This is a genomic window from Nocardiopsis sp. NRRL B-16309 (genome assembly GCF_001279585.1).
Taxonomy (GTDB): Bacteria; Actinomycetota; Actinomycetes; order Streptosporangiales; family Streptosporangiaceae; genus Nocardiopsis.
In genome coordinates this window covers 33,548-59,501 of the sequence record NZ_LGEC01000095.1, presented here as the reverse complement: position 1 = coordinate 59,501, position 25,954 = coordinate 33,548, and the positions used below count along the sequence as shown (strand labels likewise).

Sequence of the window (25,954 nt, the reverse complement as noted above, 5' to 3'; positions counted from 1 at the left end):
CAAGGACGGGAAGGACGGCAAGGACGGGAAGGACGGCAAGGACGGGAAGGACGGCAAGGACGGGAAGGACGGCAAGGACGGGAAGGACGGCAAGGACGGCAAGGACGGCAAGGACGGCAAGGACGGGAAGGACGGCAAGGACGGGAAGGACGGGAAGGACGGGAAGGACGGCAAGGACGGCAAGGACGGCAAGGACGGCAAGGACGGCAAGGACGGCAAGGACGGCAAGGACGGCAAGGACGGCAAGGACGGGCACGACGGGCACGACGGGCACGACGGGCACGACGGGCACGACGGGCACGACGGGCACGATGGCCACGACGGGCACGATGGCCACGATGGCCACGACGGGCACGACGGGCACGACGGGCACGACGGGCACGATGGCCACGACGGGCACGACGGGCACGACGGGCACGACGGGCACGACGGCGAGGTCCTCGCGCAGACCGGCACCTCGGCGGCCGTTCCGGCGCTCGGCGGGCTGGTGTCCGCGCTGACGGGTGTCGGCGCCATGATCATCGGCCGCCGCCGCACGGAGACCGAGGACTAGACGCGGCGCACACGCAGGAGGGCACGAACGGCGACGCGGACCGCGTCACCCGTTCGTGCCCTCCCGGTGAGAGGTCAGCTCATCTCGCTGAGCGCCTTCTCCGCCTCGACGAGCCAGGCACGGCGGGCCTCCAGGGCGGCCTCGTGCTCCTTGATCCGGCGGGCGTCGCCGCTGGCCCGGGCCTTCTCCAGCTTGGCCTCCAGCCCGCTGATCGCCTGGGAGAGCTGGTCGACCGTGTCCTTGGCGCGGGCACGGGCCTCCGGATTGCTGCGCTCCCACTCGGCGTCCTCGGCGCGGCGCACGCCGTCCTCGATCTGCCGGAAGGCTCCTTCGAGCTGGTCGCGCACGTCGCGCGGCAGATCACCGGCCTCCTCCCAGGCCTCCTGGTACTCGCGCAGCCGGGCACGGGCGCGGCGCGGGTCGCTGATCCCGGGGATCTCCGCCCTCGCCTCGGCCAGGATGCGCTCCTTGGCGTCGGCGTTCACCCTCAGCTCGGCGTCGCGCTCGGCGAACGTGGCGTTGCGCGCGTCGAAGAAGGTGTCCTGGGCGGCCTTGAACCGGGCCCACAGCTTGTCCTCGCTGGCCCGGTCCGCCCGACCGCTGTTCTTCCACCGCTGCATCAGGTCGCGGTACGCGCGGGCGGTGGGCCCCCAGTCGGTGGAGTGGGCCAGCGCCTCAGCCTCGGCGACGATGCGCTCCTTGTCGGCCCGGACCGCCTCGCGCTCCTGGTCGAGGTTGGCGAAGTAGGCCTTGCGCCGCTTGGAGAAGGAGTTGCGCGCCGCGGACATGCGCTTCCACAGCGCCTGCTCGGTGGGGCGGTCCGCCCGCGGGGCCTTCTTCCACTCCTCGATGAGCTGGAGCATCCGCTCCCCACCGGTCTTCCAGTGGGTGGTCTCCGCCGCGACCCGCTCGGCCTCGGCGACGATGCGCTCCTTGATCTCGCGCGCCTGTCCGCGAGCCTCCTCCTGGGCCTGCTTCTGCTCGACCTTGCGCTCCTCGGCGCGGCCGGACAGCGCGTCCAGCCGCCGGGAGAGGGCGTCCAGGTCGCCCACGGCGTGCGCGTCGGTGACGGCGGTGCGCAGCTTGTCGATGGCGGCCATCGCGGCGGAGGCCGACAGGTCGGTGCTGCGCAGCCGCTTCTCCAGCAGCTCCACCTCAGTGACCAGGGCGTCGTACTTGCGGCGGAAGAAGGCCAGCGCTTCGTCCGGCGCCCCCGCCTGCCACGATCCGACGACCCGCTCGCCTTCGCTCGTGCGCACGTAGACCGTGCCGTCGTCGTCTACGCGGCCCCAAGGGTCCGTGGTCACCGTGTCCTCCTGCTGTCATGAACCCGGCCGAGGGGTCGGGTTCGGGTCGTCGCGACGGATCGCGCCGGTCCGTGATGGGAACCATCGTGCTCAGCACGATATAGCCATACGATTCGGCGGTGAACGACGCGCCGTGTCTCACAGTCTGCGCAGATCATGGGTCTGCTGATGTGCCTTCGTGCGTCCGGCCGACGCGGGACTCCGCACGTGGGCGGGTCAAGGGCGCCGGCGCACACGACGACGGTGACCAATATGGCATTACCACGCGCTCTGGCAAAGAGGCCAGACGGGCGCGGTGATCGAATGGTGATGAAACGAGCCGCTCCCGGGATCCGGGCCGGTCGCCCGGTCTCGGTACCCTCGGCAACCAGGGTCCACGCGGGCACGTTCGCCAGCGCGCGGCCCGGACCGACCCGAACCCCGCAGGAACAGGACGACCCGTGCTCATCGCCGCGCTTCCCACCGGCCCCCTCGCCGCGAACTGCTATGTGGTCGCCCGGGCCGCGGGCACCGACTGCGTCATCGTCGACCCGGGTCAGGAGGCCTCCGCGCAGGTGGCCAAGGTGCTGGCCGAACACGATCTGACCCCGGCCGCGGTGTTGCTCACACACGGGCACTTCGACCACGTCTGGTCGGCGGCCGACCTGTGCGAGCGCCACGGCGTCCCCGTCCACCTGCACCCCGCCGACCGCGGGCTGCTCACCGAGCCCGCCGCCGGGGTCGACCAGGGCTTCGCCGCGCAGCTGGCCGCGCTGCTGGGCCCGGGCCCCTACACCGAGCCCGCCGTGCTGGTGGAGGTCGCCGACGGCGCGACCCTCGCGCTGGCCGGGATGGAGTTCTCCGTCGAGCACACGCCCGGGCACACCCCCGGCTCGGTCGTCTACACGGTGTCCACCGAGGACGGCGTCCCGGTCATGTTCGCCGGCGACCTCGTCTTCGCCGGCTCCATCGGCCGTACCGACTTCCCCGGGGGAGACCAGGCGGACATGGGCCGCAGCCTCGCCGGCGCGGTCCTGGGCCGTCCGGACCGGACGCAGATCCTGCCGGGCCACGGCCCGGCGACCACGGTCGAGCGCGAGCGGGCCACCAACCCCTACCTGCGCGGCCTGTCCGCCTGAGGCCCCGGCCCGAGAACGGGAGGCGGTGCGCACGGCGGTTGGCGGTAGGATTCCAGGTGATCAAGAGGCATCGTTCCGGCCGGTCCCAGTCAGGGTTCCCCGGCGTCTTCGCCCAGCCGTGTAGTTAGTGGACTTGGTAACTCATGCATCGTTACAGGACTCATTCGTGTGGTCAGCTCCGCAAGGAGCACGTCGGGCAGCAGGTGCGCCTCTCCGGCTGGGTGCACAATCGCCGGGATCTCGGTGGTCTGCTCTTCGTCGACCTGCGTGACCACTACGGCGTCACGCAGCTCATGGCCCGCCCGGGGTCTCCGGTGTTCGAGGAGCTCAGCCGTCTGCCCAAGGAGACGGTGATCCGGGTCACGGGCGAGGTCGCCGCGCGCAGCGACGAGAACGTCAACCCCAACCTGCCCACCGGCGAGATCGAGATCGACGCCGCCGAGCTGGAGGTCCTCGGCACCACCGAGGAACTGCCGCTGACGGTCTTCCCCGAGGACAACACGTCCGAGGAGCGCCGCCTGACCTACCGCTTCCTCGACCTGCGCCGCGAGCGGATGCACCGCAACGTCATGCTGCGCTCGCAGGTGGTCGCCTTCATCCGGCAGAAGATGACGGACCTGGGCTTCCACGAGTTCCAGACCCCCATCCTCACCAGCTCCAGCCCCGAGGGCGCGCGCGACTTCCTCGTCCCCTCGCGCCTGCACCCCGGTGAGTTCTTCGCCCTGCCGCAGGCCCCCCAGCAGTTCAAGCAGCTGCTGATGATCGCCGGCTTCGACCGCTACTTCCAGATAGCGCCGTGCTTCCGCGACGAGGACAGCCGCGCCGACCGCTCGCCCGGCGAGTTCTACCAGCTCGACATGGAGATGAGCTTCGTCGAGCAGGAGGACGTCTTCGAGGTCATCGAGCAGGTCATGACCGACGTCTTCCGCACGTTCTCCCGAGAGTGGGAGATCACCTCGCCCTTCCCGCGCGTGGCCTACCGCGACGCCCTGGAGTGGTACGGCACCGACAAGCCGGACCTGCGCGTGCCGATGAAGATGCTCGACGTCACCGAGCTGTTCGACAAGACCGACTTCCGCGCCTTCGCGGGCAAGAAGGTCCGCGCGCTGGCCGTTCCCGAGGTCGGGGACAGGCCGCGCAAGTTCTTCGACGGCATCGGCGACTACGCCGTCGAGCAGGGTGCCAAGGGCCTGGCCTGGCTCAGGGTCGGCGAGAACGGCGAGCTGACCGGCCCCATCGCCAAGTTCGTGACCGAGATCTCCGACGAGCTGCTGTCGGTGCTGGGGGCGGGCCCGGGCCACGGCCTGTTCTTCTGCGCCAGCGAGGACGAGGCGGAGATCAACCGCATCATGGCGCCGGTGCGCGTCGAGGCGGGCCGGCGGGCCGGCCTGGCCGAGGAGAAGGTCTACCGGTTCTGCTGGATCGTGGACTTCCCGATGTTCGAGCGCAACGACGACGGCGACATCGAGTTCAGCCACAACCCGTTCTCCATGCCGCAGGGCGGGATGAAGGCGCTGGAGACCGAGGACCCGCTGGACATCCTCGCCTGGCAGTACGACATCGTCTGCAACGGTGTGGAGCTGTCCTCCGGCGCCATCCGGAACCACTCGCCGGAGATCATGTACAAGGCCTTCGACATCGCGGGCTACGACAAGGACGCGGTCGAGGCGGAGTTCGGCGGCATGCTCAAGGCGCTCAAGTTCGGCGCCCCGCCGCACGGCGGCATCGCGCCCGGCATCGACCGGATCGTGATGCTGCTGGCCGACGAGCCCAACATCCGCGAGACGATCGCCTTCCCGCTCAACCAGAACGCGCAGGACCTGATGATGGGCGCCCCGGCGGTGGTGTCCGACCAGCAGCTGCGCGACGTGCACATCCGCACGGTGGTGCCGCCCAAGGAGAACAAGCGCTCCTGACCGGCCTGTTGAGGGCGCCGACGGTGTTCCGGAGGTCCCGGAGGGTCCACCGGGGACGAGCCGGCACACCGTAGCGGCCGCTACGCTCGCTCAAACCCGGTGCACGTCCCCCCGGCGCCCGAGCGCGAACCGGGGCCCGGCGGAGGATCCGAGAAGTACGGGGCGGGCGGGGGGGGCCCCCCTCCGGAGAGGGGCCCCCGCCGTCGTGTGCGGCCGGGGCGCGGCCCGCGGGCGGGGGAGCGGCCGGAGTCAGGGCTTGCCCGCGCCGCAGCGCTGGCAGCAGATGTCCTCGTCGTCGGGGTTGCTGTGGGTGCACAGGCGACAGGTCCAGTTCCAGGTGGTGCCGTTCAGCGGGGGTACCGCCCCGGCGTTCTCGCGTACCAGGTACATGGGATGTCCTCGGGGTTCGGCGAGTGTGCGAACTGATGGGTCGGTGCCCGGTTTATCCTGTCTTGAACATGCCACATTCGGTCACATGGACATATCCAGCGGATACGGGTCGAAATTCATGGGAGTGGACACGGCCGATCCTGGACACGAAGGCCCGCCCGGATGCGAACGCCGCCGCCATCCCTTACCGTTGGGGGCGAATCACCCCACTCGCACCACGAGTCGCACGTGCCCTGGAGTGAGCGCCGTGCACCACTGGAACCGCCTGTGCCGGCGGTCATTGTGGGGCCGGAGTGCATTGTGCGGTATTCAGTCACACGAGCGTAACGATTCACGCCCTGGGGTGCGTCGAGTACCGGCGGGAGTGTGGAATTCGGCGCTCACGCATTTCACCGGCGAAGCCGCGAATCCGGAGTTCGACGAGGTCGGGGACGTGCCGGTGGACCGAGGTCCCCACAGCCCGCCCGTTCTCCTCCCCGGATCGCGCCGGCCCCGGACACTAGAATGATCCGAATCGGTACGTGCACAGGGGTGACCGCGCCTGGACGCGGGTGTGACGTCCGAGACGACATGAGGATGAGTCATACGTGAACGGAAAACGCGCCTCAGGCGATGGCTCCGAGAACGCGCTCGCGGAGGCGTTCTCCCATGCCCCCGAGCCCATGGTGCTCACCCGGGACGACGGCGCGATCCTGCACGCCAACCAGGCCTTCACCGATCTGTTCGGGCGTGAGGCCGCCGACCTCGTCGGCCGGGCGTGGTACGACCTCCTCGAAGGCGACGACGTCCACCGCGGGACCGTCGCCCACTCCGAGGCCCTCGCCGGGCAGGGCGGCGGGCGCGTGCGCCTGCGCCTGGCCCTGGCCGACAAGAGCGTCCTGCTGGCCGAGGCCGACCTGCGCCCCCTGCCGCCGGTCAACGGCGACGCACCCGCCTCCGCGGGCGGCGTGGTGGTGCTGCTCCACGTGCTCTCCACCGAGGAGGCCGACCTGCGCGTGGTCGGCGAGCTGCGCACCGACAACTCCGACTCCGTCCTGTGGAGCCTGGACCTCAGCTCGGGGCGCCTGCACGAACTGTTCGGCCCCACCCCTCTGGGCGCGCTGCTGGCGGGCAGCGACCGCGAGCTCGAACGCATCCTGGAGCGGGTCCACCCCGACGACATCGCCCGCGTCCGCGACGCCATGTCCGCCTCCTTCGCCGGCCGCGACTACGAACAGCGCTTCCGCGTCTTCGACCGGCTCGGCGACGAGCGCTCGCTGCACGTGCGCGCCCGCTTCGTGCCCGGCCGGCCCGACCGGCTGGTCGGGATCATCGACGACGTCACCGAGCACGTCCAGCTGGTCCGCCGCCTGGCCGACCGCCGCCGCACCGAGGCCGAGCACGGCCGGCTGGTCACCGAGCTGTCCTCCAAACTCGTCTCGGCCACCACCGTCGACAAGGTGATGGACCTGCTCAGCGAGGAGTTCCTGCCGATCTTCGGCGGCATCCAGGCGATCGCCCTCTACGTCGAGGACGGCCTGCTGCGGGCCTCGCCCAGCGGACGGCTCACCGCCAACGTCGAACGCATCCACGGCCGCCGCGCGGACGACACCGACTACCCCATGGGCGCGGTCATCCAGGACCGCCAGCCCCGCTTCTTCGAGTCCCGCGCCGAGGTCATCAGCCGCTTCCCCGCCGCCGAGGAACTGATGCGCGGCTCGGTGAGCAAGGGCCAGGCCTGGGCGACCGTGCCCATCTTCGGCGACGGCAAGGTCGCCCTCGGCGTCTGGCAGATGGTCTGGGGCCGCCCCCACCACGCCAGCCGCGACGAGCGCGCCCTCATGCTCACCTTCGCCGGACTCGCCGGACAGGCCCTGCAGCGCATCAAGGCCCAGCAGGCCGAACTGGAACTCGCCGACGCCGTGCAGCGCCGCATGCTGCCCCGCCAGGTCGCCAGCTTCCCCGACCTGGACATCGCCACCAAGTACCTGCCCTCGCGCGCCGACTGGCGCATCTGCGGTGACTTCTACGACGTCATCGAGCTCCCCGGCGGCAAGGTCGGCCTGCTCGTCGGCGACGTCCAGGGCCACGGCGTGGAGGCCGCCGCGGCCATGGGGCAGATCCGCGTCGCCTTCCGCGCCTACGCCACCAACCAGTCCGACCCCGGCGTGGTCCTGGGCGAGACCAACCGCCTGCTCACCGAGACCGGTGAGATCGTCTTCGCCACCTGCGGCTACCTCGTCGTGGACCGCAGCACCGGCGTCATGCAGGCCGCCTGGGCCGGACAGCCGCCGGTCGTGCTCGCCGCCAGGGGCCGCTACGACCTGTGGGAACCCGAGACCGGCCCGCCCCTGGGCGTGCTGCCGGACACCGAGTACACCGTCACCACGCGGGTCCTGGAGCCCGGCACCACCCTGCTGCTGTGCTCCGACGGACTCGTCGAGAGCGCCGAGGTCCCCATGCAGGACGGGCTCGCGCAGGTCGGCGAGGCCCTGGCCGCCCACGCCGACGACCCCGAGGCCGCCGCGCAGGTCCTCGCCGAGATGGCGCCCGCCGGGCGGGGCGACGACATCGCCCTGCTCATCACCCGGAAGACCGAACCCGTCGGACGCGTCCCCGAGCAGGCGCCCCCCGGTGCCGATCTGCGGGGCGAGTACTCACCGAAGAGCCCTTAGTCTCGGTGGGTGTCCGAAACACTCTTTGACGATGCCGGATCCGAAGCCGCCAAGGGCCAGGAACCCCTCGCCGTCCGCATGCGCCCGCGCACCCTGGACGAGGTCGTGGGCCAACGGCACCTCCTGGGCACCGGCAGCCCGCTGCGCCGCCTGGTCGAGGACGACGCGCCCATGTCCGTGTTCCTGTGGGGGCCGCCCGGGACGGGCAAGACCACCCTGGCCACCGTCGTCAGCCGGGTCACCAAGCGCCGGTTCGTGGAGCTGTCCGCGGTCAACGCGGGCGTGAAGGACGTCCGCGCGGTCGTGGACGAGGCACGGCGGCGCATGGGGATGCACGGGACCCGCACGCTGCTGTTCGTGGACGAGGTCCACCGCTTCAACAAGACCCAGCAGGACGCCCTGCTGCCCGCCGTGGAGAACCGCTGGGTGAGCTTCATCGGCGCCACCACCGAGAACCCGTTCTTCTCCGTGGTCAGCCCGCTGCTGTCCCGGTCGTTGCTGCTCACGCTGGAGTCCCTGGACGAGGACGACGTGCGCGCCCTCATCGCCCGCGCGCTGACCGACGAACGCGGCCTGGACGGGCGCTACACCCTCACCGAGGAGGCCGCCGACCACCTCGTGCGCCTCGCCGGAGGCGACGGGCGGCGCTCCCTCACCTACCTGGAGGCCGCCGCGCTGGTCTCGGGGCCCACCCGCCTCCCGCCCCCGGACGGGGAGGCCGGGGGCGAGGAGGGGCCGGCCCCGGCGGACGCCTCGGGTACGCGCCCCGCCCGCGCCGAGCCCGCCACCATCACCGCCGAGCACGTCGAACGGGCGGTCGACCGGCACGCGGTGCGCTACGACCGCTCCGGCGACCAGCACTACGACGTCATCAGCGCGTTCATCAAGAGCATGCGCGGCAGCGATCCCGACGCGGCGCTGCACTACCTCGCCCGGATGTTCGAGGCGGGGGAGGACCCCCGCTTCATCGCCCGCCGGATCGTGGTGCACGCCAGCGAGGACGTGGGGATGGCCGACCCCACCGCGTTGCAGACCGCCGTCGCCGCCGCGCAGGCGGTCCAGCTCATCGGCATGCCCGAGGCGCGCATCAACCTGGCCCAGGCGGTCATCCACATCAGCCTGGCGCCCAAGTCCAACTCCGTGATCAGCGCCGTGGACTCCGCCATCGCCGACGTGCGCGCCGGCCGGATCGGGCAGGTGCCGGGCCACCTGCGCGACGGGCACTACAAGGGCGCCGCCGAGCTCGGCCACGGCCAGGGCTACCGGAACGCGCACGACTTCCCCGGCGGCGTCGTGGCACAGCAGTACGCGCCCGACGAACTCGTCGACCGCGAGTACTACCGCCCCACCGCGCACGGGGCCGAGCGCCGCTTCGGCGAGGTCCTCCAGCGCATCCGGGACGTGGTCAGGGGCGGCCGCTGACCACGCCCCCAGGTCGGAGGGCCGCCGGCGGGGTAGGTACACCCGTGGGCGACCGCCCGGCAGCGCACGGGGGTGAACGCGGTGGCGACCGACACGCGTCTGACGATGACCCTGCCCGGCGACGACCAGATCCTGGTGACCGCGGAGCTGGCCGTCCCGCCGCAGCGGGTCTACCGCGCCTGGACCGATCCCGACCTGGTGCGCCGCTGGTGGGCCGGGTCGGCGGGGCGGGCCACCGACGTCCGCGTCGACCTGCGCGTCGGCGGCCGGTGGCGGTACGCGATGGAGGTCGGCGGCGACGAGATCGCCTTCCACGGGACCTTCCGGGAGATCGTGCCCGGCGAGCGGATCGTGTCCACGGAGGTGTTCGAGGACCCCGCTGGGTACCCGCGGGACGAGGAGGAGCTGGTCAACACCGTCACCTTCACCGGGACCGTGGCCGGGACACTGCTGACCCTCCTGGTCCGCGCCCGCACCCGCGCGCAGCGCGACCGGATCGCGGCCCCGGACCTGGCGGACGAACTGCGCGAGCGGATGGAGCTGCTCCAGCGGGTGGCGGCCGGGCCGCGGTGAGCGCCCGGCCGCCCGGCCCTCAGGTGGTGAAGCGCTCCACGACCGACACGATCTCCCGCGGACCCTCGTCCTCCTGCTCGGCGAAGGTGACCTCCACGATCACCACCGGGCCCCAGGACAGGTACTCGATGAAGTCCTGGCCGGTCAGCTCCCAGGTGCCGCGTCCGTCCGCGTCGACGAACACGTGGTCGGGGGCGGCGCAGAACTTCGCGCACAGCACCTCGGCGTCGGGAGCGATGACCGCCTCGCCGGACTCGCCCGCCTCCTCCCACTGCCCCGCCCACTCGTCGTGGCCGGGCACGCCCTGGCCGGTGATCGGCTCGCCGCTCTCCTCCACGGGGTGGACCACCGGCGTGTAGACCCAGGGGCCGGTCTCCGGTGACTCCTGCTCGGCCGGATCGATACGGACGACCATCGTCAGGTCCTCCTCCTCGTCGGTCGCCACCACGACCGCGTCCTCCTCGTCGGCGACCTCCGAGACCAGCTCCTCGTCCGGTTCGTCGTCGAGCAGCCGGGCGACCCCCCACACCCCGACACCGATGAGGCCCAGCGCCAGGGCGGCGGTCCCGGCCAGGAACAGCACGCGCGCGGGCCGGCGCCGGGACAGGCGGCCCTCCAGCCGGATGACCTCGGGTACCCGCGCGGGCGGCTCGACCGCGTGCCACTCGCGCTCCAGGATCAGGGCCAGTTCGTCGCGGCCGGGCGTGGTGGCCTCCTCGCCGTTCTCGGCCTGCCAGACCGCGATGACGGCGCCGGTGACCTCGCGCAGGCCGGGGCGCTCGTCCGGGTCGGGGGACAGGGCGCGGGCGACCACGGGCCGCAGCCCCTTGGCCAGCCCGTCGAGGTTGAAGGCGCCCCGGGCAGCGCGTTCGGCGATCTCGTCGGGCTCGCCGGTGCCGAAGGGCAGCCGCCCGGTCCCGGCGAAGGCCACGACCGCGCCCCAGGCGAAGACGTCGGCGGCGGGCGTGGCCACGCCGCCCCGGTACCGTTCGGGGGCGAGCCAGGTGGCGCCCGACCCGCGCAGCCGCTCGGCGGAGGCGGGGACGGCGCACTCCATGATGTGCGGGCCGTGCGACTCCAGCAGGACCTCGCTCGGGCGCAGCGAACCGTGCGCCACGCCGCGCGCGTGCAGGACCGCGAGCCCTTCGGCCAGGCCGGTCGCCAGAGCGATGAGCTTGCCGGTGCCCAGGCCGCCGCGCTTGGTGACGTAGTGCGAGAGCCGTTCCCCCGCCAGGTAGGGCATGGCCTGCCACGGCGGATTGGCGTCACTGTCGAAGGCCAGCGGCGTGACCACGCGGGGGGAGTCGACGGTGGACAGCGCGCGCAGGCGTTCGGCCAGGGCCGGGTAGACGTCGGGGGACTCCAGTTCGGGCGAGCGCAGCGTCTTGACGGCCACGAGGCGGTCGGCGGAGGTGGTGGAGGAGGTGTCCACCGCCGCGTAGACCGTGCCGGTGGCCCCCTGGCCGAGTCTGCCCAGGACGAGGTACGGGCCGATCCGTGCGGGGTCGTCCGGGTACAGGGGCGCCAGGTCCGGTGGTACCAGTACGGAGATCTCTCGGGGAGAACGTGGGCTCATGGGGGTCCTGTCGGTGCTTCTGCGGCCGCGTGTCGGCGGAGTGTCCGGACATCGTAGTGAAGATCCCGCTCTGTAGTGATTGTCCTGGAGGGGCGGTCCGACGTCGATACGGGTGTCCCGCATCGGCCAACTCGTTCACTGGTCGCGACACGGATGTGATCCGCGGACACCGTGGCGTGCCCGCCCGGTCGGCCCCTGGACGCGATAGGGTCGGCCGAAACCGGACCGGGCGCTGTTCGACGCCCGTCGCCGGTCCCCCGCGGGAGGCCGGACCCGGCGCAGTCGCCGGTCCCCCCGACCCCGGACGCGCCCCCGGACCGAGACGGCGGGGGACCCGTCCCGACTCAGAAGCCCTCTATCTGTCCTCGGAGCACGCATGCTGACCGGAGTGGACGTCGCCGCGCTCGTCGCCGCGGTGGTCTGGGCGGTGCTGGCCACGTTCCTGTGCGTGGCGCTCGTCAGACTCATCAAGCTCATCAACGCGGCGACCAGGGTCGTCTCCGACCTGGGCGACCGCACGCCTCCGCTGCTGGAGGACGTCGCCTCCACGGTGGAGCGCACCAACACCTCGCTCGAACGGGTCGAGGAGATCACCGCCAACATGCAGGCCACGTCGGAGGACGTGTCCACGGTGACCGCGCTGACGCGGTCGGTGGTCACCGGGCCGCTGGTCAAGGTGGCCTCCTTCTCCTACGCCGTCCGCCGCGTCCTCGGCCAGCGCCGCACCCTGGCGCTCGTGCGCAGCCGCCGCCGCAAGGAGGCCCGCCGGTGATCGGCCGACTCCTCTACCTCGCCGCCGGCGCCGCCGCGGGCGGCTACGCGGTGCACCGGTTCCACCGCGCGCGGCGCGCCATGAGCCCGGGCGGTCTCGCCGACCGGGTCGAGGGGCGGGTCGGCGAGTACCGGGGCGCCCTGCGCGAACTCAACGAGGACCTGGCCGACGCGGTCCGCGACCAGGAGGCCGAGCTCCTGCGGCGTTACGCGCCCCGCGAGGGCCGACGCGCGCTGGGCGCCGAGGACACGGCGGGGGACCGGGGCCGGCTGCCCTCCGGGGGCTGAACCCGTACGGGTCCGCGGCCCTGGCACTCGGGTGGCGGGTCGGCTGGCGATCCTCCGTTCCACTGCGCAGGGTAGTGTTAATGTCGCTCTTGGTAACGTCCCTTGTCTCTGGAAGGTGCCATGAGCTTCACGAAGCGACTCCTCTGTCTCGCCGCCGCCACCGCGGCGTCCGTACCGATGGTGATGGGCACTGCCCAGGCCGACGACTGGTCCGGCTACGACGGGATCGAGAAGTACACGGCGCACCTCGCGCCGGTGACGGTCAACAAGTCACAGGCGTCGGGAACGACCACCGTCTGGCTGGACGGCGACACCGCGCGGGTGCGCGTCGAAGTGGACGAGATCCTCGCCGACCACCCGCACGCCCAGCACATCCACATCGGCGGCCGGGGCGAGTGCCCGACCGACTACGACGCGGGCCTGCACAACGGCAAGCGGGCCCTCAGCACCCTCGACGGCCTGGACGCCTACGGCGCCGTGGAGACCTCGCTCACCACTGAGGGGGACACCAGCGCGAGCAGCGGCCTGGCCGTCGACCGCTTCCCGACGGCTCCCGGCGGCACCATCTCCTACGACCGCACGTTCGACCTCAGCCAGGCCGCGGCCGACGCGATCCGCGCGGACAACGCCGTGATCGTCGTCCACGGCATCGACTACGACGGCGACGGAACCTACGGCGACGTCCTGGGCGCCAGCGAACTCGACCCGAACCTGCCCATGGAGGCCACCAACCCGGCCGCCTGCGGACCTCTGCACATGGCCGACTGACCCGCCGACGCCCGCGGTCCGGCGGTCGCCCGCCCGCCGGACCGCGTGTTCCCCCGCCGGTCACGGCCGTTCGCCCGGCCGCGCCGCCGCGCCCCGGCCCCGCCTCCCGTACCACCGGCCGGACCGACGGATCCGGCAGACCCGCGGCCGGTCCCCCTCCCCGCCACTCCCGACCGGCCCGGGCCCGCGGCCGCGTGCTCCGGAACCGGCGGGGACCCGCGCGGTGGCCAGCGGCGATAGCCTTGGAACAACGCAGCCGCCGCCGTTGTCGTCATCAGAGCGGGTCCCAGGCGGCCGCCGTAAACCACGCGCGCCGGTGTCGCGGCTCCCTCTACGATGGGCCACCACCGAGCACACCACACGACGGTCCCGCCCGCGGGACCCCCACGTCGCCCCGGGCGGCGCAGCCAAGCACAGGAGGGCATCAATGGAGACGGCAGAGATCGCGCGCCGCTTCCTCGGTTTCTTCGAGAAGAACGGACACACCGTGGTGCCCTCGGCAAGCCTCATCGCCGAAGACCCCACGCTGCTGCTGGTGCCCGCAGGCATGGTCCCGTTCAAGCCCTACTTCCTGGGCCAGCGCACGCCCGACTACAGCACGGCCACCAGTGTCCAGAAGTGCATCCGCACCAAGGACATCGAGGAGGTCGGCAAGACCTCCCGGCACGCGACCTTCTTCCAGATGCTCGGCAACTTCTCCTTCGGCGACTACTTCAAGGAGCGCGCGATCCCGCTGGCGTGGGAGCTGGTGACCACGCCCGTCGAGGACGGCGGCTTCGGTATCGACCCCGAGAAGCTGTGGGTCACCGTCTACCTGGACGACGACGAGGCCGCGCGGATCTGGCGCGACGAGGTCGGCGTGCGCCCCGAGCGCATCCAGCGCATGGGCATGGAGGAGAACTACTGGTCCATGGGCGTGCCCGGACCCTGTGGCCCCTGCTCCGAGATCTTCTACGACCGCGGCCCCGAGTACGGCGCCGAGGGCGGCCCCGAGGCGGACGAGAACCGCTACATCGAGATCTGGAACCTCGTCTTCATGCAGTACGAGCGGGGCGAGGGCGGCGACAAGGGCGGCTTCCCCATCCTCGGCGAGCTGCCCAAGAAGAACATCGACACCGGCCTGGGCCTGGAGCGCCTCGCGGCGGTCCTGCAGGGCGTCGACAACATCTACGAGACCGACATCATCGGCCGCGTCCTGCACCGCGCCGCGGAGCTGACCGGGACCAGCTACGGCGCCGACCACGACCACGACGTCATGCTGCGCGTGGTCGCCGACCACGTGCGCAGCGCCGTGATGCTCGTCGGCGACGGCGTCAAGCCCGGCAACGAGAAGGCCGGCTACGTCCTGCGCCGGATCCTGCGCCGCTCCATCCGCAACCTGCGCCTGCTCTCGGGGGAGAGCGACACCCTCTTCCTGCACGAGCTGACCGACGTCAGCATCGACGCGATGAAGGACATCTACCCCGACCTGCTCGACAAGGCCGACGTCATCCACGGGGTCATCGACAACGAGGAGAAGAACTTCGCCGACACCCTGCGCGCGGGCACGGCGCTCTTCGGCCGCGCGGCCGAGCGCACCCGCCAGGCGGGCGGCACACAGTTCTCCGGCTCGGACGCCTTCCAGCTGCACGACACCTACGGCTTCCCCATCGACCTCACGCTGGAGATGGCGGCCGAGCAGGGCCTGTCCGTGGACGAGGCGTCGTTCCGCGAGCTCATGCAGCGGCAGAAGGACACCGCCAAGGCCGACGCCAAGGCCAAGAAGCTCGGCAACGCGGACGTGTCGCTGTACGCGCGCCTGCTGGAGGGCGCCGGACGGACGGAGTTCCTCGGCTACACCGACTCCGCCGCCGAGTCGCGGGTCAAGGGCCTGGTCGTCGGCGGCGTCGCCGCACCGGCCGCGCGCGCGGGCGACAAGGTCGAGATCGTCCTGGACCGCACCCCGTTCTACGGCGAGAGCGGCGGCCAGCTGGCCGACACCGGCACGCTGACGGTCGACGGTCGCGGCGTGGTGGACGTCGAGGACGTCCAGAAGCCGCTGCCCGGCCTGTTCGTGCACCGGGGGACCGTGCGCGAGGGCGAGATCGTCGTCGACGACACCGTGCACGCGTCGATCGACACCGGCCGCCGCCGCGCGATCGAGCGCTCCCACTCCGCGACGCACCTCATCCACTCGGCGCTGCGCAACGCGCTGGGCCCGACGGCGGGCCAGGCCGGTTCGGAGAACCGCCCCGGCCAGCTGCGCTTCGACTTCACCGCTGACAGCGCGCTGGGCGCCGAGCGCCTCGGCGAGGTCGAGGAGGAGGTCAACCACGTGCTGGCCGGCGACATCCCGGTCCGGACGGAGGAGAAGAGCCTGGACGAGGCGCTCAAGATGGGCGCCCTGGCCATGTTCGGCGAGAAGTACGGCGACCGGGTGCGCGTGGTCGAGATGAGCGACTACTCCGTCGAGCTGTGCGGTGGCACCCACGTGGGCTCCACCTCCCGGCTGGGGATCGTCAAGCTGCTGGGGGAGTCCTCGATCGGTTCGGGCGTGCGCCGCGTGGAGGCGGCGGTGGGCGTGGACGCCTTCAAACGCCTGTCCAAGGAGTCGGCACTGGTCGGACAGCTCTCCGAGCAGCTCAAGACGCCGCGCGAGGAGCTGCCCGAGCGCATCGACACCATGGTCTCCCGGCTGCGCGCCGCGGAGAAGGAGATCGAGCGGATGCGCGCCGCCCAGGTGCTCCAGTCGGCGGGCCGGATCGCCGACGGCGCGCGTCGGCACGGCTCCGCCCTGGTGGTGGCCGAGTCCGCGCCCGAGGGCGCCGGCGCCGACGACCTGCGCACCCTGGTCCTGGACGTGCGCGGCCGCCTCGGCGAGGAGGAGCCGGTCGTCGTGGCGATGACCGCCGTGCCCAAGGACCGCCCGGTCGTGGTCATCGCGGTGAACAAGGCCGCGCAGCGGGCCGGGATCAAGGCGGGCGAGCTGGTCGGTATCGCGGCCCGCGCGCTCGGCGGCGGTGGCGGCGGCAAGCCGGACATCGCCCAGGGCGGCGGCAAGGACGCGGGCAAGGTGGACGAGGCCCTGCGCGCCGTGGAGGCGCGCGTGGCGTCGGTCTAGCCGACGGCGCACGACACGCACGACGGGGGCGGGACCGCGCGGTCCCGCCCCCGTCCGTCCGCCCGGGCCTCCATGGAACCCCGGCCGGCCGGTTCCCGTGCCCGGGCCGGTGTCCGCGGCCGGCCGGTGTCCGGGGGAGGACATCGACATTCCCGAATCCGAGCCTGGTGCGCACGCCCGTCCCGCGGTCGCGACCCACCGGGCTCGCGCGAGCGTGGCGGGCGGTGCGCCCTGCGTGACGCCACCCGGTGCGACCTGGGCGGTCTCTCCCGTCCCTCCCGCGAGCGGGCGAGCCCCGTCGGCGCGCCCGGGGAGCACCACCCCTCGAACGACCAACCCGTCGGGCACCGGCCTAGGCCCCGAACGCCGTCCCCGCGGGCGCGCGGTGGGCCCTTGCATGCCCCAACGTCCCACTCGGGTGGCTTACACTCTGACGGTACGTGCCCCGACCCGGTCCCCGTCGCCACGCGTGCGCCTGGCGATCAGCGGCCCTGCGGAGCACATGAACGACGGCGACGCCCGGCGAGGCTGCGCACCGTCATCGAATCGGGCATACTGTGGCGCGTCACAGCCGATCACACCGGCTCTCTGCGCGGCCGCGCCCGCGATCCAGCTGATGAACAGGACCACCGTGTTGAGGATTTCCCAGCCGCGGTGCCGTGCCTTCGACGGCACAGCCCGCCCGTGTACCGTCCCCGGGTCGTGGGAGACGTCCTCTTGAGGCACGGTGTGCGCCTGGCGATCGATCCAGGCAACGCCCGTATCGGGGTCGCCGCGAGCGACCCCAGCGGTACGCTGGCGAGCCCGGTCGAGACCGTGCGGCGCGGCAGGGGCGACCTCGATCGGATCGCCCGGCTGGTCGTGGAGCGGGAGGCACGCGAAGTCGTCGTCGGCCATCCCGCGTCCCTGTCCGGCGAGGAGGGACCGGCGGCACGCTCCGCCCGCGCGTTCGCACGCACCCTCGCCAGGCTCCTGGACCCCGTCCCGGTCCGACTGGTCGACGAGCGCCTCACCACCGTGACCGCCCAGGGCCAGCTGCTCTCCGGCGCCTCCTTCGGCCGGAAGGGCGCCAAGGGCGGGAAGGCCCGCAGGTCCGTCATCGACCAGGCCGCGGCCACGGTCCTCCTCCAGAGCGCCTTGGACCAGGAACGGTCAACAGGCCATCCCCCGGGCGAGATCGTCCGCTCCAGCCAAGGAGACTCCGATGAACGACAGGGATGATTACCCCGATAATCCCTACCGTGGGCGGGCTGACCGCGAGGGCGGCTACGACTACGACCCGTTGAGCGACCCGCTCGCCGCGCAGCCGCCGTCGCGCGGTCGCCGGGCGCGTCCGGGCCCGCCCGACACCGGCGGCACCGCCGGCGGTCCGCCGGACACGTCCACCGGCGAGTTCCGCACCCCCCGGTACGCACCGCGGCCGGACTCCGACCACGACCCGCTGGGCGGACCGCCGCCCACCGGGCGCCGCCACCGCGCGGCCGAGCCCCAGGACGAGCCGCCGCGCCGCACCGGCGCCGCGCCCCAAAGCGACCAGGCCCGCCGCGGCGGGGCCGCCGAGGCCCTGCGCGGCAGCCGCGCCGCGCGCTCGGCCGCCCAGCGCCAGGGCGGCCCCGCTCCCCAGCCTCCGGCCGGGGGCGCCGGACCCCTGCCCGCTCCGCCCGGCGCGCAGCCGCCCGGCGTCCCGGGCCCCGACGCGCGCCAGGGCCGGCGGCCCGCGCCGACGGACCCGAACCAGGACGGGCTGGCGGCCCTCGCCGGGCTCGGATCGCCCACACCCTCCACCCCGCAGGCACCCCCCGCCGCACAGACCCCGCAGGCCCCGCAGCAGCCGGTCGAACCCGAGGAGCAGCCGCGGCGCGGGCGCCGCGCGCGCCGCGAACCCCCCGCGCCCGCCGACGCGGGCCCGGACCCGGGTGCCTTCGTCGAACCCGACGAGCCCGTCGGCCGCCGTGCCCGCCGCAAGCGTGCCAAGCGCGCCCCCGAGCCGGACGAGGGCGGCTTCCTCTCCGACGTCCCCGAGGACGACAGCGTCTTCGACACCGGCGCGTTCCCCGGTGTGCACCAGTCGGCCGACACCGGCGCCTTCGCGGTGATCAGCGAGTCCGAGGACCGCCGCCCCCGGCGTCGGCGCGGCCGCGACCCGGAGCCGCCACCGCAGGAGGAGGAGCCCCGGGGACGTCTCGGCCGCCGCAAGCGCGCCCGCCGGTCGGAGGAGCCCGCGGCCGACGCGGGCGCCTTCCTGGCCGACGCGCCGGAGGGAGCCGGGGCGTTCGAACCGGATCCCCACGAGTCGGCTTCCCACGGCTCCGGTTCCTTCGAGCAGGCCGAAGAGCCCCGGGGGCGGACCCGCCGCGGCCGTGGCGGCCGCCGCCGTGGCCGCGGCGCGCAGGCGCCCGACGAGGGCCACGCGACCGGTGAGACGTCCGTCGAGGCCTTCCGCGACGAGGAGCCGACCGGCCGCCGGGCCAGGCGTGCCCGTCGGTCGCAGGAGCCCGCGGCCGAGGCGGGAGCCTTCCCAGCCGAGGCCGCGCAGCACTCCGGCCCGTTCGAGCCGCCTTCCTCCGAGCCGGGTTCCCACGACTCCGGTTCCTTCGACTCCGGTCTCTTCGAGCGGCCCGAGGAGCCCGCGGGCCGCCGCGGCCGGGCCGCCGACGGGCCCGACGAGGACTTCGCCCCGAGCGAGGCCGCCGCCGAGGAAGCAGGGGCCGCCGAGGACGAGGAGCCGGTCGCCCGGCGCTCGCGCCGCAGGCGCGGCAGGGCCGAGGGCGAGCCCTTCCGCCGTCGCAGGCGGGGCCGGGGCCGCCGCGCCTCGGACGGGTTCGACGTCGAGGACCCGCGCGAGGAGTACGTGCCCGAGCCGGAGGCGGAGGCCGACGAGGACGAGCACGACGAGGTCGAGTACGAGGAGCCGGCGCTCGACGACATCGCCGCCGCCTACGGCAACAGCCGGCGGCAGCGCGAGATGAAGCGGCGCGCCAAGCAGGCCCGCCAGCGCAAGGGCGGATCGGGCCGGGCCCGCCGCAAGCGCAACAGCAAGGGCATGATGATCGCGCTCGTGCTCGTGCTGGTCCTCGTCGTCGTGGGCGGCGGATACGGGATCGTGCGCACCTACGTCTTCCCCGCCGACTACGACGGCGAGGGCAGCGGCGAGGTCGTCGTCACCATCGAGCAGGGCGACAGCGGTACCGCCGTCGGTGAGACCCTGACCGACTCCGGGGTCGTGGCGAGCGTGCGCGCGTTCACCAACGCCCTGGACGACGTACCCCCGGAGGAGGCCGGCGAGGGGCTCGTGCCCGGCAGCTACTCCCTCGCCGAGGGCATGAGCGCGCAGAGCGCGGTCGCCGCGCTGCTCGACCCCGACAACCGGCTCGGCGGCCGGGTCACGGTCCGCGAGGGGCTGCGCTCGGAGGAGATCTTCGAGCAGCTCTCCGAGGACCTGGGCATCCCCGTCGCCGACTTCGAGGAGGCCTACGCCGACGTCGACGACCTCAACCTGCCGGAGTACGCGACCGCGGGTCCCGAGGGGTACCTCTTCCCCGAGACCTACCGGTTCGACGCGGGCACCGAGGCCGGGGTGGTGCTGCGGACCATGGTGTCGCACTTCAACCAGGTCGCCGAGGAGATCGAACTGGAGGAGCGCGCCGCCGCCATCGATCGCGACCCCAACGAGATCATGGCGATCGCCTCCATCATCCAGGCCGAGACCGGCAACGAGGAGGACATGCCCCTCATCTCCGCCGTCGTGCACAACCGGCTGGCGCTCAGCATGGAGCTCCAGATGGACAGCACCTGCTTCTACGTCCTGGGGGAGCACGGCACCTTCCTCAACGACGAGCAGCGCGACGCCTGCGAGGCCGATCCGCAGGGCTACAGCACCTACGGCATGCTGGGCCTGCCCGAGGGGCCCTTCGTGCCGCCCGGCCAGGAGGCCATCGAGGCGGCCCTGGAACCCGCGGACGTGGACTACCTCTACTTCGCGCTCATCGACCCGGAGAACGGCGAGACGGGCTTCTCCACGACCCTGGAGGAGCACAACCAGATGGTCGAGGAGAACCAGGCCGAGTGGTAGGAAGCACGGGACAAGCATGACTCTGGCACGCGCGGCCGTCCTGGGATCGCCGGTGGCCCATTCGCTCTCACCGGTCCTGCACACCGCGGCCTACGCCGCGATGGGGCTCGACGACTGGTCCTACGGGCTGGTCGAGTGCGACGAGAAGGGCCTGGCGCCCTTCCTGGACGGGCTCGGCCCCGAGTGGCGCGGCCTGTCGCTGACCATGCCGCTCAAGCGGCGGGCCCTGGACCTGGCCGACGAGGTCACCGAGCTGGCCCGCCAGGTCGGCGGCGCCAACACCCTGGTGCCGCGGGGGCGGGGCTGGTCGGCCCACAACACCGACGTCACCGGGATCGCCACCGCCCTGACCGAGGCGGGGGTCGGCGCGCCCCGCGACGTGGTGGTGCTGGGGGCCGGCGCGACGGCGGCCTCCGCGCTGGCCGCCCTGCGCGAGCTGGGCGTGCGTGCTCCGGTCACCGTCCTGGCCAGGGACACCGGGCGGGCCGGTGAGGTCGCCGACGCCGCGCGCCGGCTCGGCCACCCGCTGGAGGTCGCGCCGCTGTCCGGCATCGGAGCCCGCCTGGACGTGGACCTGGTGGTCTCGTCGCTGCCCTCGGGCGCGGCCGACCGCTACGCCGAGCACCTGGCGGCCTCGCGCGCCGACCTGTTCGACGTGGTGTACGCGCCCTGGCCGACCCGGGCGGCGGAGGCCGTCGCCGCGCGGGGCGGCCGCGTGGTGGGCGGTTTCCCGATGCTCCTGCACCAGGCCGTGGCCCAGGTGCGCCTGATGACCGGTGTCGAGGACGTCCCCGTGGCCGCGATGCGCGCCGCGGGCGAGGCCGAGCTGGAGCGTCGCCGGGCCGCCGCCTGAACGGTCCGGGCGCTCCCGACTCCTGGTATATTCGTATTGAAACGACTTGGTCCGGCGTGTTCGCACGCCGTACCGCAAGCGGAGATGATCCTCCCACCTGCCGGGTCCTGCCCGTGTAGGTCCCGGTCCGGTGATCGAGCGCGTCGCGCTCAGTTCACCCGGCGCCCTGTGGGGCGTCTGGTGCGCGTGATGTCCGTCATCGGGAACAATCGGCTGGATCACCCCGCTTGCACATGCTGGCGGGGTTTTCGTTTTGCGCTGACCCCGACGCGGCCCCGGAGTTCGACGGAGCACGAGCGAACGGGCCTAACAGACCGTCCACCGCCTGGCGGACGGTCGGTCCCAGGTAATCGAGAAAGCTAGGGAGGGGTCTCATCAGCGCCGAGCCCCGCATCAATGACCGCATCCGGGTGCCCGAGGTCCGTCTCGTCGGACCCAACGGTGAGCAGGTCGGAATCGTCTCCGTGCAGGACGCCCTGCGTCTGGCCCAGGAGTCCGACCTCGACCTCGTCGAGGTCGCCCCGACCGCGCGCCCGCCGGTCGCCAAGCTGATGGACTACGGCAAGTTCAAGTACGAGTCCGCGGTCAAGGCCCGCGAGTCGCGCAAGAACCAGTCGAACACGATCATCAAGGAGATCAAGCTCCGCCCGAAGATCGATCCGCACGACTACGAGACCAAGAAGGGTCACGTCGTACGGTTCCTCAAGAGCGGGGACAAGGTCAAGGTGACGATCATGTTCCGCGGTCGCGAGCAGTCCCGCCCCGAGCTGGGCCGCCGACTGCTGGCGCGACTGGCCGAGGACGTCCAGGACCTCGGCACCGTCGAGTCCCAGCCCAAGCAGGACGGCCGCAACATGGTCATGGTGATCGGCCCGCACAAGCGGCGGTCCGAGCACAAGGCCGAGGCCCGTGCCGCGGCGGGCGACAAGACCCGCCGCGAGCAGCGCGAACAGGCGTAACGGCGCCCGGGGAAGTCCCCCACCGCCCGGACCGCCGCGAAAGCGGAACCGGGTGGTGGGGTGGGCTGTGCGCGATCGGCCCGGATGCGTCGGATTCGGCGCGCGGGGCCCCGCCATAGCAGGGGAAGAACAGCGTCAGCCGCCCTGAGCGGATGACGCGCCGACGGAGTAGGAGACGACGGCGACATGCCGAAGAACAAGTCCCACAGCGGAGCCAAGGACCGTTTCAAGGTCACCGGTTCCGGCAAGATCATGCGCCGCCGTGCCAACAAGAACCACATCCTTGAGCACAAGACCTCCAAGCGCAAGCGCAAGCTGGGCAACGAGGCCGAGCTGGCTCCCGCGGACACCAAGAACATCAAGAAGCTCCTGGGCAGGTAGCACCCGGAACTTCCCTCCTCCCGGGCGTGCCCGTGCGACCGACCGCGCGTCGGTGCACAGACGGCACCCGGAGGGCACCCACCTGAAGCGAACACGGGCCGCCTGGACCAGTCCCGGCCGGACCGGTCGGCGCGCCGTGCGCGCCGGATTTGAGACTACGAGGGAGTCACTGTGGCACGCGTGAAGCGGGCTCTCAACGCCAAGAAGAAGCGCAAGGTCGTTCTCGACCGGGCCAGCGGATACCGCGGGCAGCGCTCGCGCCTGTACCGCAAGGCCAAGGAGCAGATGCTCCACTCGATGACCTACTCCTACCGGGACCGCAAGGACCGCAAGGGGCAGTTCCGTCGTCTGTGGATCCAGCGCATCAACGCGGCCTCCCGCGCCAACGGCCTGACCTACAACCGCCTCATGCAGGGCCTGAAGCTGGCCGGCATCGAGGTCGACCGCCGCATGCTGGCCGAGCTGGCCGTGAACGACGAGGCCGCCTTCGCGGCCCTGGTCGAGCAGGCCAAGAAGGCCCTCCCGGCCACCCCGGCCGCCGCCTAGGGAGTGTTCTCTGAGGCTTTCGGCCGCGAGGCCGGAACGCCGCGAAGAACACGACCCAGGCCGACCGAGGCAGAGACAACAGCGAGTAGCGATGGCGAGCCACGAGTTCACGAGTATCCGTTCACCCAGGATCAAGGGGGTTCGGCGGCTCGCCAAGCGCACCTTCCGCCAACGTGAGCGGCGCTTCCTCGCGGAGGGGCCGCAGGCGGTGCGGGAGGCTCTGGCCGCCGTCGACGGCGGCCGCGACGGGCGGTCCCCCTACGGTGGGGCCGCCCTCGGCGTCGTGGAGGTCTTCGCCACGGCGGAGGCCGCCCAGCGCCATCTGGACCTGGTGGACGTCGCCCGCGCCGCGGGCGTTCCCACCCACCGCGTCAGCCTCGACGTCATGTCCGAGCTGGCCCAGACCGTCACCCCGCAGGGGATCATCGCGGTCTGCGAGTTCGTCGACGTCCCCCTCGACCAGGTCGGCGACGTGCGCATGGCGGTCGTGCTCTCCCACGTGCGCGACCCCGGCAACGCCGGAACCGTCCTGCGGACCGCCGACGCCGCGGGCGCCGACGTGGTGATCTTCACCGACGCCTCCGTCGACCCCTACAACGGCAAGTGCGTGCGCGCCTCCGCCGGCAGCCTGTTCCACCTGCCCGTCGTGGTGGGGGTACCGGTCGGCACCGCCGTGGAGTTCCTGCGCGGCCGCGGCGCGCGGGTGTGGGCAGCGGACGGCGGCGGACCCCAGGACCTGCACCAGGTCGCCGACAGCGGCGACCTGGACGGCCCCGTGGGCTGGGTCTTCGGCAACGAGGCCTGGGGACTGCCCGAGGACGTCGTCCGCCAGACCGACGGCGCGGTCAGCGTGCCGATCTACGGCGGGGCCGAAAGCCTGAATCTGGCCACCGCCGCGGCGGTGTGCCTGTACACGACCGCTCGGCAGCAGCGCAGCGCCTGAGCGGGACCGGACCGGGCCGCCCCACCCCGCGCGGCCCGCGACACCGACCACGAGTCGCGGACGCAAATGTCCGGAACACCGGGGCTCCACCGCCCCGGACCGATAGGCTCGGCGACGTCCCGGGTCACCCATGCGGGGCACGGGTCCGTCGGCGCGCGCCGACCCGTGTCACGGGTACGGGGCTGCGTCGGTCCGCGCGGACCGGGCAGGCTGGGCAGCACGTGGGAGCGGGCGGACCCCGACAGGCGGCCTTCCCTGCCTTCGGGTTGCCGTGCGCGCGCGGAGTGCCTATACGCTCGTCCCCTGCCGGACGGTCCCGACCCGGGCCGCAAGGCGTACCAGGTGGGAGTGCAGGGTAGACCACCTGCGGTGGCGTCCACGGGCGTGTGGTGGATGTGATCGGTCAGCGGTCCGCGGCCCAGGAGCCTGTGGTCGTGGACCTTCAAGGGGAGCGGGGAGAGGCGTGGGCGGCGGCCGACAGGCGGATCACCCGGAGGGTGACTCGGGCGGGGGGACGGCGCACTCCTCGGACGAACCCGAATCCGGGCACGGTCCCGCCGTACCCGGTTCCGCCGACGGAAAGGGCCTCCTCCTCCCGTCACCGCCGACGGCGCCCGTGCGGGCGGCGGCCGACCCGCCGTCGGCCGCGCTGTGGGACGTCGAGGGCGCCTCGGGCCACCTCGGCGGCGGCCCCCTGCACGCCGACGACCTCCCGGACGGCGTCCTGGTCGCCGACGCGCGCGGCCGGGTCGTGCTGTTCAACGCGGTGGCGGCCCACCTGACCGGTGTTCCCGCCGAGGCCGCGCTCGGCCGCGACTTCCGCACCGCGCTACCCCTGGTCGGCCTCGACGGGCACGACTGGTGGGAGGCGACCGACCCCTACGGCGGCGCCCGCGACCGCGTCCGCCAGTCCGAGCGCTCGCTCTTCCTGCCCGACGAGCGCGAGATCCTGGTGGCCACCCGCTACGTGCGGGCCCGGCCCGGCGGCGAACTCGTCCGCCTGGTCGTCACCCTGCGCGACGCCGCGGCCCGGGCCGAACGCAGCCGCGCCGACCTGGTCTCGGAGGTCGCCCACGAACTGCGCTCGCCCCTGACCAGCGTCAAGGGCTTCACCTCCACCCTGCTCGCCAAGTGGGAACGGCTCACCGACAAGCAGAAGCTGTTCATGCTGGAGACGGTCAACGCCGACGCCGACCGCGTCACCCGCCTCATCCACGACCTCCTCGACGTCTCCCGGATCGAGTCGGGCCGCCTGGAGGTGCGCCGCCAGGTCGTCGACCTCGCCGAGGCCGTGCGCCGGGTCGTGGCCGGGCGGGTCGCCGCCGGCGAGCCGGAGGAGCGCTTCCGCGTCGAGACCCGCGGCGAGCTGCCTCGGCTGTGGCTGGACGCCGACAAGATCGAGCAGATCCTGCTCAACCTGGTGGAAAACGGTGTGCGGCACGGCGCTGGTACTGTCAGTATCGTGATCGAGCCGTGTGAAGGAGGAGCAGCGGTGTCGGTGCGCGACGAGGGCCAGGGCATTGCACCTGAGACCATTCCGCGCGTCTTCCGCCAGTTCTGGCGCAGCAAGCGCCGGAGCGGGACCGGCCTCGGCCTGTTCATCGTCAAGGGCCTCGTCGAGGCCCACGGCGGTACGATCACCGTCGGACGCGCCCCCAGCGGCGGCGCCGAGTTCCGATTTACCATGCCCGCCGGGACACCCGAGTTCGTCTGAGTCCCTCAGACCCCTTCGGCCCCGGTGGGCTCCCGCGTCGTGCCCCGGCC

Annotated in this window: 21 protein-coding genes; 18 read left to right on the top strand and 3 right to left on the bottom strand. The window is 72.7% G+C overall.

The window, feature by feature from the left end; all coding sequences use genetic code 11:
* Positions 1-553 (top strand): LPXTG cell wall anchor domain-containing protein (locus ADL05_RS22445; RefSeq protein ID WP_156365973.1); only part of this gene is annotated, 553 nt, incomplete at its 5' end.
* A 74-nt stretch (positions 554-627) separates the two neighbouring features.
* Here the strand turns inward: ADL05_RS22445 and ADL05_RS22440 are convergent.
* Positions 628-1,860: a DUF349 domain-containing protein gene (locus ADL05_RS22440; protein ID WP_053618978.1), complete on the bottom strand. Its 1,233-nt coding sequence runs from the start codon at positions 1,858-1,860 to the stop codon at positions 628-630.
* Positions 1,861-2,300: 440 nt separating this feature from the next.
* On the opposite strand from ADL05_RS22440, the gene ADL05_RS22435 reads away from it, so the two are divergent.
* Positions 2,301-2,978: an MBL fold metallo-hydrolase gene (locus ADL05_RS22435; protein WP_053618977.1), complete on the top strand. Its 678-nt coding sequence runs from the start codon at positions 2,301-2,303 to the stop codon at positions 2,976-2,978.
* A 143-nt stretch (positions 2,979-3,121) separates the two neighbouring features.
* Positions 3,122-4,894, top strand: a complete 1,773-nt coding sequence (gene aspS, locus ADL05_RS22430) for an aspartate--tRNA ligase (RefSeq protein WP_082376765.1) — start codon at positions 3,122-3,124, stop codon at positions 4,892-4,894.
* A gap of 249 nt (positions 4,895-5,143) precedes the next feature.
* On the opposite strand, the gene ADL05_RS31240 is transcribed toward aspS, so the two are convergent.
* Positions 5,144-5,284, bottom strand: coding sequence for a hypothetical protein (locus ADL05_RS31240; protein WP_179827869.1), 141 nt, complete (start codon positions 5,282-5,284; stop codon positions 5,144-5,146).
* Between the two features lie 587 nt (positions 5,285-5,871).
* Between ADL05_RS31240 and ADL05_RS22425 the strand changes: the two genes are divergently transcribed.
* The 3 genes from ADL05_RS22425 to ADL05_RS22415 all read left to right on the top strand — a co-directional run bounded on the left by ADL05_RS22425 (position 5,872) and on the right by ADL05_RS22415 (position 9,933).
* Entirely contained in the window at positions 5,872-7,938 is a 2,067-nt protein-coding gene (locus ADL05_RS22425; RefSeq protein ID WP_053618975.1) for a SpoIIE family protein phosphatase, read from the top strand.
* Between the two features lie 9 nt (positions 7,939-7,947).
* Positions 7,948-9,360, top strand: a complete 1,413-nt coding sequence (locus ADL05_RS22420; RefSeq protein WP_053618974.1) for a replication-associated recombination protein A — start codon at positions 7,948-7,950, stop codon at positions 9,358-9,360.
* 81 nt (positions 9,361-9,441) lie between these two features.
* Positions 9,442-9,933: an SRPBCC domain-containing protein gene (locus tag ADL05_RS22415; RefSeq protein WP_197285896.1), complete on the top strand. Its 492-nt coding sequence runs from the start codon at positions 9,442-9,444 to the stop codon at positions 9,931-9,933.
* A 19-nt stretch (positions 9,934-9,952) separates the two neighbouring features.
* On the opposite strand, the gene ADL05_RS22410 is transcribed toward ADL05_RS22415, so the two are convergent.
* On the bottom strand, positions 9,953-11,509 hold the full coding sequence (locus ADL05_RS22410) for a serine/threonine-protein kinase (RefSeq protein WP_053618973.1): 1,557 nt from the start codon (positions 11,507-11,509) through the stop codon (positions 9,953-9,955).
* Between the two features lie 376 nt (positions 11,510-11,885).
* Between ADL05_RS22410 and ADL05_RS22405 the strand changes: the two genes are divergently transcribed.
* The 12 genes from ADL05_RS22405 (at position 11,886) to ADL05_RS22350 (ending at position 25,904) form a co-directional block, all read left to right on the top strand.
* Positions 11,886-12,281 carry a DUF948 domain-containing protein gene (locus ADL05_RS22405; RefSeq protein ID WP_053618972.1) on the top strand — a complete coding sequence of 132 codons (396 nt, stop codon included), beginning with the start codon at positions 11,886-11,888 and terminating at the stop codon, positions 12,279-12,281.
* Positions 12,278-12,568: a hypothetical protein gene (locus ADL05_RS22400; RefSeq protein WP_053618971.1), complete on the top strand. Its 291-nt coding sequence runs from the start codon at positions 12,278-12,280 to the stop codon at positions 12,566-12,568. The genes ADL05_RS22405 and ADL05_RS22400 overlap by 4 nt, the downstream gene beginning before the upstream one ends.
* A 120-nt stretch (positions 12,569-12,688) precedes the next feature.
* Entirely contained in the window at positions 12,689-13,336 is a 648-nt protein-coding gene (locus ADL05_RS22395) for a hypothetical protein (RefSeq protein ID WP_053618970.1), read from the top strand.
* Between the two features lie 427 nt (positions 13,337-13,763).
* Entirely contained in the window at positions 13,764-16,436 is a 2,673-nt protein-coding gene (gene alaS, locus ADL05_RS22390) for an alanine--tRNA ligase (RefSeq protein WP_053618969.1), read from the top strand.
* A 717-nt stretch (positions 16,437-17,153) separates the two neighbouring features.
* Positions 17,154-17,657, top strand: coding sequence for a Holliday junction resolvase RuvX (ruvX, locus tag ADL05_RS22385; protein ID WP_053618968.1), 504 nt, complete (start codon positions 17,154-17,156; stop codon positions 17,655-17,657).
* A complete protein-coding gene (gene mltG / locus ADL05_RS31955; RefSeq protein WP_231640866.1) occupies positions 17,641-20,508 on the top strand; it encodes an endolytic transglycosylase MltG in 2,868 nt (955 codons plus the stop codon). Before ruvX ends, mltG begins: the two co-directional genes overlap by 17 nt.
* Before the next feature lie 16 nt (positions 20,509-20,524).
* Complete coding sequence (locus ADL05_RS22375) at positions 20,525-21,361, top strand: shikimate dehydrogenase (protein WP_053618967.1); 837 nt, start codon at positions 20,525-20,527, stop codon at positions 21,359-21,361.
* A gap of 374 nt (positions 21,362-21,735) precedes the next feature.
* A complete protein-coding gene (gene infC / locus ADL05_RS22370; protein WP_082376763.1) occupies positions 21,736-22,320 on the top strand; it encodes a translation initiation factor IF-3 in 585 nt (194 codons plus the stop codon).
* Positions 22,321-22,506: 186 nt separating this feature from the next.
* On the top strand, positions 22,507-22,701 hold the full coding sequence (gene rpmI, locus ADL05_RS22365; RefSeq protein WP_053618965.1) for a 50S ribosomal protein L35: 195 nt from the start codon (positions 22,507-22,509) through the stop codon (positions 22,699-22,701).
* 171 nt (positions 22,702-22,872) lie between these two features.
* Positions 22,873-23,247 (top strand): 50S ribosomal protein L20, encoded by a 375-nt coding sequence (rplT, locus tag ADL05_RS22360; protein ID WP_179827896.1) that lies wholly within the window; start codon positions 22,873-22,875, stop codon positions 23,245-23,247.
* Between the two features lie 91 nt (positions 23,248-23,338).
* On the top strand, positions 23,339-24,190 hold the full coding sequence (locus ADL05_RS22355) for an RNA methyltransferase (protein WP_053618964.1): 852 nt from the start codon (positions 23,339-23,341) through the stop codon (positions 24,188-24,190).
* 463 nt (positions 24,191-24,653) lie between these two features.
* Positions 24,654-25,904, top strand: coding sequence for a HAMP domain-containing sensor histidine kinase (locus tag ADL05_RS22350; protein ID WP_053618963.1), 1,251 nt, complete (start codon positions 24,654-24,656; stop codon positions 25,902-25,904).
* Positions 25,905-25,954 lie beyond the last annotated feature (50 nt).